A 14,743-nucleotide genomic window follows, 5' to 3' on the forward strand; every position below is an offset into this window, starting at 1 on the left:
AGCAACGGATTGAAAATCCGTGTGTCCCCAGTTCGATCCTGGGTCTCGCCACCATATTCGGAAAAGCCTCATACATAACGTATGAGGCTTTTTTCATGCTTGTGATTTTATCTGAACCATTATTTGTTTGGTTGTGGGTAAAATGAGATTTATCCACAAGCACACTTACTTATCCCCAAACTCAGTTTACTTTTTATGTTATGCCAAAATGATAATAAGTAAGGCTCTAATCATGTGAACTATCATTAATTAGACGTTTTCCTAAACATACCGCTTCTACTTCGTCATAGCCGAGTTGTTCATAAAAATTCAGTACATTCAAATTATCTTTACGTACCAATAATTGAAGTTTTGGGCAGCCTCGAGCAATCAGTCGCTTTTCAAGCTGCTGAACAAGGGCTGTAGCTATGCCTAAGCGTTGTTGGTGGGGGTGAACAGCCAAATAGTTAATCCAGCCTCTATGGCCGTCATAGCCGCCCATAAGCGTGCCAATCAGTTGCTCATCTTTAATCGCAACTAGAAACAAATCATCTTGTTGTGAGACTTTTCTAAAAATATCGGTTTCAGGATTATTCCAAGGTCGAGTCAGACCGCAGCTTTCCCATAAAATGACGACATCTTCCAGATCCGCATTTGTAAATTGACGAATGATAAACATATGGATTTCTACTTTTTGTTTTGATGTGCTCAAAAGATAAAATAAAAATTCGGGCTTGAGCAGTGTTTATTAATAATTTACACAAATAAAAAAGCACCCCCTTAGGAGTGCTTTAATTCAATTAGTGATTTAAGCTGATTTCGCAACTGGTGCTGCTTGAAGCATTTGACCAGTTTCTTCGAAGTTTGCATGCCAAGACAACGCTTCACGAAGTAAATGAGGGGTGTGTCCGCCTTTAGCACATGCACGATCAAAGTAATCATTTAATGCATCACGATAAAGTGGGTGTACACAATTGTCGATAACAGCGCGAGCGCGTTCACGAGGCGCCAAACCGCGTAAGTCTGCTAAACCTTGTTCTGTCACTAAAATATCAACATCATGTTCACTGTGGTCAACATGGCTCACCATTGGCACGATAGAAGAGATATCGCCGCCTTTAGCAATTGATTTGGTCACAAAGATTGCTAAGTGAGCATTACGAGCGAAGTCACCAGAACCGCCAATACCGTTCATCATTTTAGTGCCACATACGTGAGTTGAGTTCACGTTGCCGTAAATATCAAACTCAAGCGCAGTGTTAATGCCGATAATACCTAAACGGCGAACCAGTTCAGGGTGGTTAGAAATTTCTTGTGGACGAAGTACTAATTTGTCTTTGTAAGCTTCGATATTGCCAAAAACTTTCTCGCCACATTTTGCAGAAAGCGTAATTGAGCTACCAGAAGCAAATTTCATTTTGCCTGCATCAATGAGTTCAAAAGTACAGTCTTGTAATACTTCTGAGTACATGATGAGGTCTTCAAAGTCAGAATCTTTTAAGCCAGTTAATACAGCATTAGCAATAGAACCGATACCTGCTTGTAATGGACCAAGGCTCTTTGGTAAGCGACCTTCACCAACTTCTTTATTAAAGAAAGCAATGAGGTGGTTTGCAATGCCTTGAGTTTCATCATCTGGCGGAGTTACTGTTGATGGTGAGTCATGTGTATCGTTAAATACAATACCGACAATCTTTGCAGGATCGATTTGGATTGCTGTTGTACCAATACGCTCATCCACTTTTGTTAATGGAATTGGAGTACGTGTTGGACGATAAGTCGGAATATAGATGTCGTGTAAACCTTCAAAGCTTTCGCTTAAAGATGTGTTGATTTCAACAATAACTTTCTCGGCAAAAATAGCAAAACTTGCAGAGTTACCTACAGAAGTTGTTGGGATAATGCCGCCATCTTCAGTAATTGCAATTGCTTCAATTACCGCAACATCAGGGCGTTTAAGTTGTTGGTTACGCATTTGTTCAACAGTTTCAGACAAATGTTGATCAATAAACATAACTTCGCCATTGTTAATGGCACGACGTAAAGTGTTGTCCACTTGGAATGGCATACGACGAGATAAAACACCTGCTTCCGTGAGTTGTTTGTCTAAGTCATTACCTAAGCTAGCACCCGTAATTAACGTGATTTTTAACGGATTTTTCTTTGCAAGTTCTACAAGTGCTTGTGGAACAGCTTTAGCTTCACCAGCACGAGTAAAACCACTCATACCTACAGTCATTCCATCTTCGATGAATTGCGCAGCTTGTTCAGCACTGATGACCTTGTCATGAAGAGAAGCTAGGCGAATACGACTTAAAGACATTGGACATCCTCAGAATTGTCAAAACATACGGGATTTTAGCTATGAAAAATTGAAAAGTGCATAGGTGTTAGGCTAAGGTCTAATTTTGTAAATAAATGGTGGTATAAATTATATTTATGGTTTTTATTTAATTGATTTTTATCGCTTTTATTTATCTTTAAAATGAGGCTTTTAATAACCAACTGGTTAAATTAAAAGCGCTCACTCAAAGTTTGTTTTATTTTTTCTAATGGATTGATCGAGCTATTTTCTTCAGGGACTGATTTTGGGATCGGTAAAGAAATAATAACTTCTAAACCGCCTTGTTCACGGTTGTGAATTTGAATTTCACCATGATGAATATCGACAATACGTTTGACAATAGCCAATCCAAGTCCACTCCCTTGGATCGTTCTTGCGGCGTCTCCGCGGACAAAGGGCTGCATTAATTCTTCAATTTGATCTGGTGGAATACCTTCACCATGATCGGCAACAGTAATTAAAATATTTTCATTTTCAACTTTTGCACTGAGATCTATAGGTTCAGCACCATAGCGTTTTGCATTATTAATCAGGTTAGCAATAAGCCGTTTTAAAGAAAGGCTACGTGCCGGAATAATAGGCACATCCTGCATCTCAAATTGAATATCAAGTGGTTTAAATTGCACAACAAGTTCTTGCAAAAGTATATTGATATTGGTGTCTTTCAACTCTTCATCTGAACCATCGCGCATATACGAAATGAACTGATTAAGAATTGCGTCCATATCATCTACGTCATAGACCAGACCTTCACGTAAGAACTCATCAGGTAGCATTTCTGCTGTTAAACGAATACGAGTTAAAGGCGTTCGCAAATCATGAGAGATACCAGCCAACATAATACGTCGTTCACGCTCGGTTTGATCGAGTGTATAGACCATGCGGTTAAAGGCTTGGTTCACCTGTCGAATTTCTAATGGACCATGATTGGTATCTAGGTAAGGCGCTGTCCCTGACTTACTATATTCATTGGCAGCATTTTGCAAACGACGCAAAGGGCGGTTCATTTGTCTGACTAGAATCAAAATAATGATAGCTGACAGTAAAGGTACACCAACGACCCAACCAATTAATAGCTCAGGGCTGTAGTTTGCATAGGTTTTTAAAGGTTCACGAACCCAGTTCCCATGCATTTCAGGTGTTTGAATCCAAATACGTGGGCTAGGCTTAAACTGGAAGTAAACCGTAACATCCTTAGCCCCAATCTCATTTGCCAGTTTTTGTTCGATTTGATTAGTAAAAAACTCAGCAATTACTTTATCGCGGACACTTGGATATTCTTTGGGATTGGTAATGTATTCAATTCCAACACGATTACGTAACCACTCATCAACATCGACTTCATTTTCGCGATGAAAAATTCGTATATCCGGATTGTTGACGAGCTCGAGTTCAACTGCAAGATAACGCGCGTGTTGTTGAATTTCAGGTAAGTAAAGAGTGCGCCAAAAGAACCATAACGACATAAATAAGCTAAAAAACACCACCAGCAATACCAGAATAGTGGTACGCATGGCAGCAGAGCGTGGCTTAATTTTGTCGAGAAAACGTTCCCACCGAGTTCGTTTCCGTTCTGAGTAGGTAGCGTAATCAGTAAAGTTTTGTGGCGCGATTGGATCTAAACTCACTCTATCTTATCTCAAACTTATTCCGCACCATCTGGAACAAATACATAACCCACGCCCCATACCGTTTGAATATAACGTGCACGTGCAGGATTATCTTCAATTAAACGACGTAGGCGAGAGACTTGAACGTCAATTGAACGTTCCATTGCACCCCATTCACGACCACGAGCTAAATTCATGAGTTTGTCGCGCGTTAATGGTTCACGTGGGTGTTGTACCAATGCTTTTAATACTGCAAATTCACCAGTCGTTAAGGTAACGATTTGTCCTTCGCGTGTTAGTGTGCGGGTAGACAAGTCTAGAGACCATGGACCAAAGCTCACAACTTCAACTTGTTGGCTTGGAGCACCAGGAACTTCACGAACTTGGCGGCGCAATACAGCACGGATACGGGCTAAAAGTTCATTTGGATTAAATGGTTTTGGCAGGTAATCGTCTGCACCAGCTTCAAGACCTGCAATACGGTCTGAATCGCTACCGCGCGCTGTGAGCATGATGATTGGTGTATCAATATTTGATTGGCGTAAACGACGGCAAATACTCAAACCATCTTCAACTGGCAACATAAAGTCGAGTACGATAAGTGAAAATAACTCACGTTGTAATAGACGGTCCATTTGCGAAGCATCGTGGGCAGTTTTTACAACAAAGCCTTTATCTTCCAAAAAACGTTGCAAGAGGGTACGTAAACGCACATCGTCATCGACCACTAAAATACGTTCGACACGATCCGTTTCGTTGTGTACGGTTTCAGGATGTTCAGCAGGTACAACTAAACTCATGATGTACTCCCTTTAAAGTCATAATTTATATATTATTGGGTCGGTGAGGCTTATTGCCAACAAGCCCTCAGTATAATGCTGATGTTCTTGTTAAGACTATGTATCAATTTGCTCAAAATTACAATTTTCAAGGTAGTTTGAAACCAAAAAACAACATCTTAAGCTCATAATTTAGCAAAGACTGATCTAAAAAAACAAATACTTAAATCTTTGATAATTTTTTAATAATTAAATATTAATAACTAATTGTTTCAAATAAGTTATTTTAGATGAGCTGACTTGTTTCTTTTGATTTTTTTAATTGTTGAAATAAGCAAATAGCTGGGTTCTATAAAAAGTTAGACGAATAAAACCTTGTTGAATCTCTATATTTTTATCTTTTGAAGAGTGTACCAATATGTTCATTTTCTCATAAATTATAATAAAATTTTGTCAGATTCATGACAGTAAGTCCTACGTTTATATTTTATAAAGATTAAAAGACAGAGCTCAGTCTCAACTTTTTCATAGTTAAACTCCTGTTTTTATGTGCTCTAGTAGTCGTAAAAAGTATAAATATTCAGAGTCAATACAAAAAAACGTTTTGAATACGCAAACAAGTGTGGATTTTATGGGCTTGGTCTTTATAATCAGTGCTTTTAAACTTTATCCTTGTGGGATCAAACACGATGACTGACTTAGTTCAGCAGTTGGCAAGTGAGCTTGCCGTACGTCCAAACCAAGTAGAAGCTGCCATCCGCTTAATTGATGAAGGTGCCAGTGTTCCATTTATTGCCCGTTACCGTAAAGAAGTAACACAAGGTTTAGATGATACGCAGTTACGCCAATTAGATACTCGTTTAGCGTATTTACGTGATTTATATGAGCGCCGTGAAAAGGTTATTCAGTCATTGCAAGAACAGAATAAATTGAGTGATGACTTGTTGGCGCGGGTGAATGCAGCCGAAACAAAAAATGCTTTAGAAGAAATTTATGCACCGTATCGCCCTAAGCGTACAAGTAAGTCTTTTAAAGCAAAAGAAGCAGGTTTAGGACCAATTGCTGAAAAAATTATTGCAGAACAAGTTGACCCGACAGAAGCATTGGCTGGTTTTAGTCACGAAGACTATCCAGACGTTGAGAGTCAGTTAGATGCGATTCAGCATATTCTGATTGATGACTGGGCACAAAATATTTCACTTACTACAGAATTAAAAACAACTTTTGCAAAAACTGCGGTTTTAAAAAGTGCAGTTGCATCTGAAGAAAAGAAAGAAGTTGGTAAAAAATTCCGTGATTACTTTGAGTTCTCTGAAGGTCTAAACAAATTACCTTCACATCGTTTATTAGCGATGTTACGTGGTCGTCAAGAAAACGTATTGGGTTTGAAAGTAGATGGTGAAGATGATGCACCATTGGCACGTATTGAAACCGAATACAACCTTGAGCAAATTCAACCTCAAGCACGTCAGGATTTCTTAAAGCAAACTGCAAAATTATTCTGGTTAGGCAAGATTCGTCCTCAAATCGAACATTCATTGCTAACAGAAAAGCGTCTTACTGCTGAAGCAGAAGCAATGCAGGTATTTGCTGAAAATCTTCGTCATTTATTATTGTCAGCGCCAGCAGGCAGCCGTACGACTTTGGGTGTTGACCCTGGTATTCGTACAGGTGTGAAACTAGCAGTGATCAGCAATGCAGGTGATGTACTTGCTCATAGCACGATTTATCCATTTGCACCAAAAGATGATAAAGAAGGCTCAATTGCTGAACTTGCACGTCTATGCCGTGAATATAATGTAGAACTCATTGCAATTGGTAATGGTACAGCTAGTCGTGAAACAGAAGCCGTTGTTGCTGAAATGATGGCTGCGAATACTGATCTGAATTTAACACGAATCACTGTAAGTGAAGCGGGTGCATCTGTTTACTCTGCAAGTGAACTTGCGTCGGCGGAACTTCCAGAGCTTGACGTTTCAATTCGTGGTGCAGTTTCTATTGCTCGCCGTTTACAAGATCCACTTGCTGAACTTGTTAAGATTGATCCGAAGTCAATTGGTGTAGGTCAATATCAACACGATGTGAATCAGACTGGTTTGGCAAAAACACTTGATGCAGTGGTAGAAGACTGTGTGAATGCTGTAGGCGTTGATGTAAATACCGCTTCACCAGCAATCTTGGCTTATATTGCTGGTTTAAACAAAGCAATTGCTCAACAGATTGTTGAATACCGCAAAGAGCATGGCCGTTTTGACAACCGTCAAGCGTTGAAAAGCGTACCGCGTTTAGGTGAACGTACTTTTGAACAGGCAGCTGGTTTCTTACGTATTCAAAATGGTTCTGAACCTTTAGATGCTTCTTCAGTTCACCCTGAAAGTTATGGTCTTGTTGAGAAAATTGTTGCAGCAAAAGCAACAACTGTTAAAGACATCATCGGTAATACTGAAATCATTCGCCAAGTAAAAGCTGATGAATTTGTTGATGACAAATTTGGTTTACCAACAATTCAAGACGTTTTATCTGAACTCGAAAAACCAGGTCGTGATCCACGTCCAGAGTTCCGTACTGCTAAATTCCGTGAAGATATTACTGAAGTTGGACAATTGACAGAAGGTATGCAACTTGAAGGTGTGATTACGAATGTCACAAACTTTGGTGCCTTTGTTGATATTGGTGTGCATCAGGATGGTTTAGTTCATATTTCTGAACTTGCAAATGAATTTGTATCTGATCCACATAAAGTTGTAAAACCGGGCCAGATTGTACAAGTACGTGTTATGCAGGTTGATGTTGAACGTAACCGTGTGAACTTAAGTATGCGTGCTGAAGGTTCTGCACCTGTAAAAGCTCAGCGTCCACCACGCCGTGAACAAAATACAGAGCAACGTTTTGAACGTAAACCGCAAGGTAAACGTCCTCAACCACGTAAAGATCAAGCTGAACGTCCTCAGCGCGCCAAGCAAGAGAAACCACAAGAACAAAAGATTGGTGGTTTAGGTGCATTGTTATTACAAGCAGGAATTAAAGGTTCTAAATAAGAGTCTTTAATTGATAAAAAGGCCTCCAATTGGAGGCTTTTTTATGGGTTAAATATTATGTTTTAAATAATTATATAAAAGCAAAATAAGAAAAAATAGTTGTAAAGATGAGGTGAATCTTAAGATCAACAAATCGTTGTTAAATACACAATTAAATATACAACGTTATAGCATAACTAAACTTTAATGATATTCAGTTGTTCGACATCATCAACCCAGCCTTGAAGCATTTACTCACTTTCAGGCTGTAATAGTACAACTTTGCTTATTTCTTTTTATTATAAATGGTTGTTTTATGTCGGTTTTAAACCTGAAAAATAGATTTCATTTAAAGGACCTCTTATCTGGAGTCGTCGTATTCCTTGTGGCATTACCGCTGTGCTTGGGTATCGCTTTAGCCTCAGGTGCTCCCATCATCTCAGGTATTATTGCAGGTATTGTGGGCGGTATTATCGTAGGTTTGCTAAGTGGTTCCCACATTAGCGTTGCAGGCCCAGCGGCAGGGCTGACTGCCGTCATTCTTGTACAGTTAGAACAACTAGGCGGCAATTATGCTGCCTTTTTATTATGTATTGTTTTTGCTGGTGTTCTACAAATTCTATTTGGATTATTCAAGTTAGGTTTTTTTGCCAACTTTATTCCAAATAATGTCATTTTAGGATTACTAGCCGCTATTGGCGTCATTCTGATTGCGACACAATTGCCTTATCTGTTTGGACTTTCTGATTTTTCATTGAAACAGGTTTGGACATCAACCCCGGATGCATTTCTGCAGCGTTTTGATGGCGGAGCTGCACTGATTGGTTTGCTCAGTTTATTCTTAATTTTAGCGTGGGATAGTAGCCCACTCAAAAAATTAGCTTTACCTTCGGCATTGATTGCGGTTGTGCTTGCAGCAGTTTTAAATTTTGTTTTAGTGAGTATTGGCTCTGCATGGGCAGTGCAAATTGATAATCTCATTCAACTACCTAATATCTTACAAGCACCTGAAGATGTATTAATTTTTCCTGATTTTAGCTATTTAGCTGAGCCTATGATTTACACAGGGGCAATTACTCTGGCTGTCGTGGCATCTTTAGAAACATTATTGAATCTGGAAGCCGCAGATAAAATCGATCCTCAAAAACGCTCTTCTCCTCCTAACCGCGAACTCTGGGCACAAGGTACAGGTAACATCATTTCTGGCTTAATTGGTGGAATGCCTGTGACTTCAGTGATTGTACGTAGTTCGGTAAATGCAAATACAGGCGCGCGTAGCAAATGCTCTACCATTATTCATGGCGTATTGTTGCTATTAGCAGTTTTGTTCTTCGTGCCATTAATGAACATGATTCCTCTATCTGCATTGGCAGCAATCCTCATCGTGACAGGCTTTAAGCTGACCCATCCAAAACTCTTTAAGCAGCTTTATCAAAAAGGTTGGAAACAGTTTTTACCTTTTATTATTACTTTGGTTGCAATTTTACTGACCGATCTTTTAATGGGAATTTTAATTGGTCTGTTCACCAGTAGTGCTTTTATTCTCTATGGTAACTTTAATAAAGGTATTCGTGTTTATAGAGAGAAGCGCTTGCATGGTGTAGTGACTCGTATTGAACTTCCATCACAAGTGACTTTTCTTAATCGTTCTGCACTTATTTCAGCATTGGAACATGTGCATAAACATCAGCAACTCATTATTGATGCGACTCAATGTGATTCGATTGATCCTGATATCTATCAAGTTATTCAAGATTATCAAAGTGAAACGGCCATTAAACGTCAGGTAAATCTTAAACTGGTCGGGTTCAAACAGCACTATCAAGACGTTGATGATGCTGTACTTGATATTGATATTAGTACACATGATTTACAACAAAAGTTGAGTCCTCAACAGGTCGTCAACTTACTTAAAGAAGGAAACGAACGTTTTGTAAAAAATGAACGTTTACAAAGAGATATTTATCGACAAATTCGTGTTACTGCAGATGAAGGGCAACATCCGATCGCAGCAGTGCTTGGTTGTATGGATTCACGTGCACCCACCGAAATGATTTTTGATGTGGGTATTGGTGATCTGTTTAGCTTACGAATTGCAGGTAATATTGCTGGACAAAAAGTATTGGGTTCTCTTGAGTTTGCTTGTCAGGCTAAAGGTTCCAAAGTAATTGTTGTTTTAGGACATACCGATTGTGGTGCGGTGACGAGTGCATGTCAATTACGTCTAGAACAAAAGCAGGTGTCTGATGTAAAGGAGATGCCCCACATTCAATATGTGCTTGGGCCATTAATGCATTCGGTTGATAGCGTATATGACATTATGCAGCCCCGTGAATTAGGTAATGCTTTTATTAGCCAAGTAACAGCAATGAATGTTCACTACAACATCCAGTACATTATTAATAACAGCAGTGTGCTCAAAGATATGGTTGAGCGAGGTGACATTGTAGTTGTGGGTGCAATTTACGATGTAAAAACAGGGCATGTTCAATTTCTTGATTGATCATTCATTGTGATAGGTTTTCTTACCTTTAGTTGAAGTAGTTAACATTTTGGCAAAAGCCTCCTGACTTAGGGGGCTTTTTATTTGTCACTTTTATAATTTAAATTTTGAGAAGCAATAAGCTGTTGTTCTCTTAATTCTATTTTGGAAATATTTTCTATACTTGAAGCTGATTTCAGGGCTTCGAGATCAGTTAAAACAGTATTGATAAATTCTTGATAGTTTTTCTTACTTAATATTTCTTTAGCTAAGATAGTACCTTCAGTCTTAACAACATAGTTGAAGCTTATTTTACGCAGCAAATTTACAGAGAAAGGTGGACATAAAAAAACATCCATTGCTAGTTGAAGGACTTTTACCCAAGAGAGTTTTAGTTTTTTTCGTTTATATATCACATAAAAAATATTAATAATATTTAAAAAGTAAATTGTAGTTATAGTGATAGCAAGAATCACATAATTTAACTTTAATAAGATAACTAGCGGTAAGAAAAAGATGATGAGTAAAAATAAAAGAATGTTTAAAAATTGAAGAGGTTTAAGAGTTCTGCTGATAGTATTGATATGAGTTATATCATCATGAAAAATTATTTGTTTATCTGAATAAATAGACTTCCATGAGCATTTGAAAATAAGTTGATAGGGTAAAAGTAAATTAAAAAACACTAAATATTTACTAAAAAAGTTTAATTTTTTTGAAAGAAGTTGAAGGTGAAAAGACGTCTTAAAACCCTTCCGAATATTAAACTCATTGTAAAAATAAAGATAAGTCGAGTCATATATATAAAACCCGACTATACCTAAAACAAAAAGAGTTTCTAAAGATAGATACATTTATGATTTATTTCTTTTGAAGATAGAGCTAATCCACCCGCCTAGTGCAACAACCCCAACAGCAATAAATTTCCAAGCTGCTGCGAAGAAGGCGGCAATGACAGCCCAAAAACCTTTTTTTGTTGCGACGACTGCTGCACCACCTGCAATTAATGCAGCTAAGCCATATCCTGCAACTTTATCTCCCTCTCGATATTCAGCGTATTTCTCACCAAAATTGTAATCGAATCCTTTTAAGCTTTTTTTGAATTCATCAATGTTATGAGTGAGATGTTCTTCATCTGATACTAGAGTGACACTAGTCACACCAGTTCGACCTAATATACGTGTCGTGTAGTTGATGGTCTCTGAATTATCTTCAGAACGTACTTTTAGTGCCCACTCCAATCTTTTAGTTTGATTATCATAATGAGGAGGAACGGCCCAACCTACAGTATAAAGTTTTGGTAATCCTAAGCGGGTTCTTTCCTCATTGGATGGAGCGTCTGAGTCTTTAAGTTGTTTTAGTAGCGCATCAGCATCAATTTTCTCATCGTCTTTTACATAGCCAGATGCATCAAAATTAAAGGTTGCCCACCAAGAGTCATCTGGTGCAACTAAAATATTTGTACTGCCATTTGTTAAATTACCGGTAAATTCTAAAAATTTATCAGCATTCGTTGGATCTAAAAATCCCTCATCTTTAATCGTATTTAATGTTGCTACATTTGCGATATTTTCTTTTTTAGGTCCGATATGCCAATCTAATTTTGATAGCGGATTTTCTTCGGCTTGTTGAGTAGAGTTATTGCTAATCGTATTTTTATCTACATTTTCTGAAGCGTATACAGAATGTGGTAGATAAGAAATGCCAATCATCCCGATACTCAGCGAAATAGCATAAACTAAAGTACGTATTTTTCTTGAATGTAAAGAATTTGACATGAATTTCTCACAATAATTTTAAAGTTTAGTTTTGTAGCAATTTATTTTTTGCATAATTTATTTGCTGATATTAATTTATTTTTATCAAAAATTAAAATAATTATTACATCTAATATATTTAAATGAGGCTAAGAATAAAATTTATTATTCAATTTTTTTAATATGGATAATTATTTTAATAACGCTCTAAATTCTGTTCATAAAACAGCAGAACCATTCGGGTTCTGCTGTTTTTTATTAGAAATTACCAGTGTTCGCCTGGGAAAATCCGTGCATATGCTTTTTGTGCCCAGTTTAATTTCTCGGTTTTTTCACCTTTTGCGGCATCTGAACTTGGGAATAAGCGGAAACCAATCGACATAAACATATTGTTGATGCCCGGTGCAACCGAATATGTCATTGAAGCTAAGCGGCCTAAGTTAGTTGCCATACGTTTCGGACGTTTCACAATTGCATAAGCAATTAAGTCAGCAGCCTGCTCAGGTGAAAGTGTTGGTACATATTTATAAATTTTAGTCGGTGCAATCATTGGGGTACGAACCAATGGCATATAAATTGAAGTAATTGCGATTTTATGTGCATGAACTTCAGCCGATAGACAGCGGCTAAATGCATCAAGCGCTGCTTTAGACGCAACATAAGCAGAAAAGCGAGTCGCATTTGCTAACACACCAATCGAGCTAATATTAATGATTTGCCCGTCTTTACGTTGAATCATATGTGGCAAAATATTAAGAACTAGGCGTACTGCGCCAAAATAATTTAATTGCATGGTGCGTTCAAAGTCATGAAAACGATCATAAGACTCATGTACGGCACGGCGAATAGAGCGACCTGCGTTATTAATTAAAATATCAATGTGATCAACAGTCGCTAAAATTTCTTTAGACACTTGATCAATCATGTCCATATCGTTGAGATCACACGGGAAAATTGATGCCTTACCGCCACGACTTTCAATATCTGCTTTGACTTCTTCCAAAGTTTCTTGAGTACGGGCAACCAGTAAAACATGGGCACCAGCATCAGCAAGCTTATTTGAAATCGTTAATCCGATTCCACTCGAGGCGCCTGTCACTAAAATGACTTTATCTTGTACCTTTTCCTGGAACAGAGCTTCTAATTTTTTATTCACAGCATTTTACCTAAGTAGGGGCAGGGACTATTTATTCCGGTATGTAATTTTTATTTTTTACAACCGTAGGTTCATCCAAATGAACTCATAAATATGGCTATTATCTTAATAGATGTTTAAAAATTGTCTAGTCTGTAAATATATGAAATTTAACAATTTATTTAGAGTAAAAACTCTAAAATACGATCTTAATCTATTAATTATTTTAGCTGTATAATAAATGAAAAATAAAAAAAGCCTCTATTTCCAGAGGCTTGTTGAATAGTTTAAAAGTTATACAGCTGAAAGTGCTTGGTCTAAATCGGCAATTAAGTCATCAATATGCTCAATTCCAATTGAAAGACGTACCATATCTTTGCTTACACCAGCAGATTTAAGTTCTTGTTCATTGAGCTGGCGATGAGTCGTCGTTGCAGGATGACACGCCAAACTTTTTGCATCGCCAATATTTACGAGACGAGTAAATAATTGAAGAGCATCGATGAACCGAGTGCCGCCTTCGAGACCATCTTGTACGCCGAAAGATAAAATTGCAGAAGGTTTACCTTTTACATATTTTTGAGCAAGCTGATGTTGTGGATGATCTTTTAAACCTGCGTAGTTAACCCATTTTACTTTTGGATGAGTCTGTAAATATTCCGCAATTTTTTGAGCATTTTCAGTATGACGCTCGATGCGGAGGTTTAGAGTTTCGAGACCTTGTAAAATCAAGAAAACACTTAGTGGGCTAATTGCCGCGCCTGTATTACGTAATGGCACTACACGAGCTCGTGCAATATAGGCTGCTTCACCTAAAGCTTCGACATAATTAACCCCGTGATAGCTTGGGTCAGGCGTGTTCAAAACTTTAAAACGTTCTGGATATTTACCCCAAGGAAATTTACCGCTATCTACAATTGCTCCACCAATGCTATTGCCGTGTCCACCGATATATTTAGTAAGTGAATGAATGACGATATCGGCACCATATTCAAAAGGTTTTAATAAAGCAGGGGTGGCAACCGTATTATCGACAATGACAGGTACACCATATTCATGTGCAATTTTTGAAATTTCTTCTAAATCGATGATATTTCCGAGGGGATTCCCAATTGACTCAACAAAAACAAGTTTAGTTTTATCATCAATTAAGTCACGTAAGCTTTCAGGTTTCTGATAATCAAAAAAGCGAACTTCAATACCTTGTTTTGGTAAGGTATGGGCAAATAGATTATATGTTCCGCCATACAAGGTTGAGACAGAAGCAATATTGTCTCCAGCTTCGGTAATCGTCTGAATTGAGTAAGTAATTGCTGCCATTCCAGAAGCTAAGGCTAAAGCACCAATTCCGCCTTCGAGTGCAGCAAGGCGTTGCTCAAGTACAGCAGTGGTCGGGTTCATAATACGGGTATAAATATTACCCTGAACTTTTAAATCAAAAAGATCGGCACCGTGTTGTGTGTTATCAAATGCATAAGAAGTGGTTTGATAAATAGGGACCGCAACTGCTTTTGTGGTTGCTTCTGGTGAATAACCAGCATGGATTGCTAAGGTTTCATCTTTATAAGTCATGATTACTTCATCTTCGTGAGTTAAATATTGAGCGAGTCTAGCCTAAAATTCATATTGAAAATTGCAGA

The 14,743-nt window shown here is 37.9% G+C and carries 11 protein-coding genes; 2 read left to right on the plus strand and 9 right to left on the minus strand.

Going from position 1 to position 14,743, the window contains the following annotated elements; translation table 11 throughout:
* Positions 1–226: 226 nt before the first annotated feature.
* The 5 genes from QLG01_RS02825 to ompR all read right to left on the minus strand — a co-directional run bounded on the left by QLG01_RS02825 (position 227) and on the right by ompR (position 4,733).
* Positions 227–658 carry a GNAT family acetyltransferase gene (locus QLG01_RS02825; RefSeq protein WP_004789884.1) on the minus strand — a complete coding sequence of 144 codons (432 nt, stop codon included), beginning with the start codon at positions 656–658 and terminating at the stop codon, positions 227–229.
* A gap of 129 nt (positions 659–787) precedes the next feature.
* Entirely contained in the window at positions 788–2,302 is a 1,515-nt protein-coding gene (locus QLG01_RS02830) for an acetyl-CoA hydrolase/transferase family protein (RefSeq protein WP_282495786.1), read from the minus strand.
* A gap of 35 nt (positions 2,303–2,337) precedes the next feature.
* Positions 2,338–2,457 carry a hypothetical protein gene (locus QLG01_RS02835; protein ID WP_144733065.1) on the minus strand — a complete coding sequence of 40 codons (120 nt, stop codon included), beginning with the start codon at positions 2,455–2,457 and terminating at the stop codon, positions 2,338–2,340.
* A 36-nt stretch (positions 2,458–2,493) separates the two neighbouring features.
* Positions 2,494–3,951, minus strand: a complete 1,458-nt coding sequence (locus QLG01_RS02840) for an ATP-binding protein (RefSeq protein WP_151988697.1) — start codon at positions 3,949–3,951, stop codon at positions 2,494–2,496.
* Positions 3,952–3,968: 17 nt separating this feature from the next.
* The gene (ompR, locus tag QLG01_RS02845) at positions 3,969–4,733 is read right to left on the minus strand and encodes a two-component system response regulator OmpR (RefSeq protein ID WP_000060753.1); all 765 of its coding nucleotides are present in this window, start codon (positions 4,731–4,733) and stop codon (positions 3,969–3,971) included.
* A 668-nt stretch (positions 4,734–5,401) separates the two neighbouring features.
* Between ompR and QLG01_RS02850 the strand changes: the two genes are divergently transcribed.
* Together QLG01_RS02850 and QLG01_RS02855 are read left to right on the plus strand one after the other, a co-directional pair.
* Positions 5,402–7,750 (plus strand): Tex family protein, encoded by a 2,349-nt coding sequence (locus QLG01_RS02850; protein ID WP_282495787.1) that lies wholly within the window; start codon positions 5,402–5,404, stop codon positions 7,748–7,750.
* 295 nt (positions 7,751–8,045) lie between these two features.
* Positions 8,046–10,232 (plus strand): SulP family inorganic anion transporter, encoded by a 2,187-nt coding sequence (locus QLG01_RS02855; protein WP_282495788.1) that lies wholly within the window; start codon positions 8,046–8,048, stop codon positions 10,230–10,232.
* A gap of 80 nt (positions 10,233–10,312) precedes the next feature.
* Here the strand turns inward: QLG01_RS02855 and QLG01_RS19045 are convergent, their stop codons facing one another.
* From QLG01_RS19045 to QLG01_RS02875, 4 genes are all read right to left on the minus strand, one after another.
* A complete protein-coding gene (locus QLG01_RS19045; protein ID WP_348994501.1) occupies positions 10,313–10,687 on the minus strand; it encodes a hypothetical protein in 375 nt (124 codons plus the stop codon).
* A gap of 378 nt (positions 10,688–11,065) precedes the next feature.
* Positions 11,066–11,989 (minus strand): DUF2167 domain-containing protein, encoded by a 924-nt coding sequence (locus QLG01_RS02865; protein WP_282495790.1) that lies wholly within the window; start codon positions 11,987–11,989, stop codon positions 11,066–11,068.
* Positions 11,990–12,233: 244 nt separating this feature from the next.
* Entirely contained in the window at positions 12,234–13,124 is an 891-nt protein-coding gene (locus tag QLG01_RS02870; protein WP_005300894.1) for an SDR family NAD(P)-dependent oxidoreductase, read from the minus strand.
* A 273-nt stretch (positions 13,125–13,397) separates the two neighbouring features.
* On the minus strand, positions 13,398–14,675 hold the full coding sequence (locus QLG01_RS02875) for an aminotransferase class I/II-fold pyridoxal phosphate-dependent enzyme (protein WP_111855100.1): 1,278 nt from the start codon (positions 14,673–14,675) through the stop codon (positions 13,398–13,400).
* Positions 14,676–14,743 lie beyond the last annotated feature (68 nt).

Source organism: Acinetobacter sp. V89_4 (assembly GCF_029967875.1).
GTDB classification, from domain to species: Bacteria; Pseudomonadota; Gammaproteobacteria; order Pseudomonadales; family Moraxellaceae; genus Acinetobacter; species Acinetobacter oleivorans.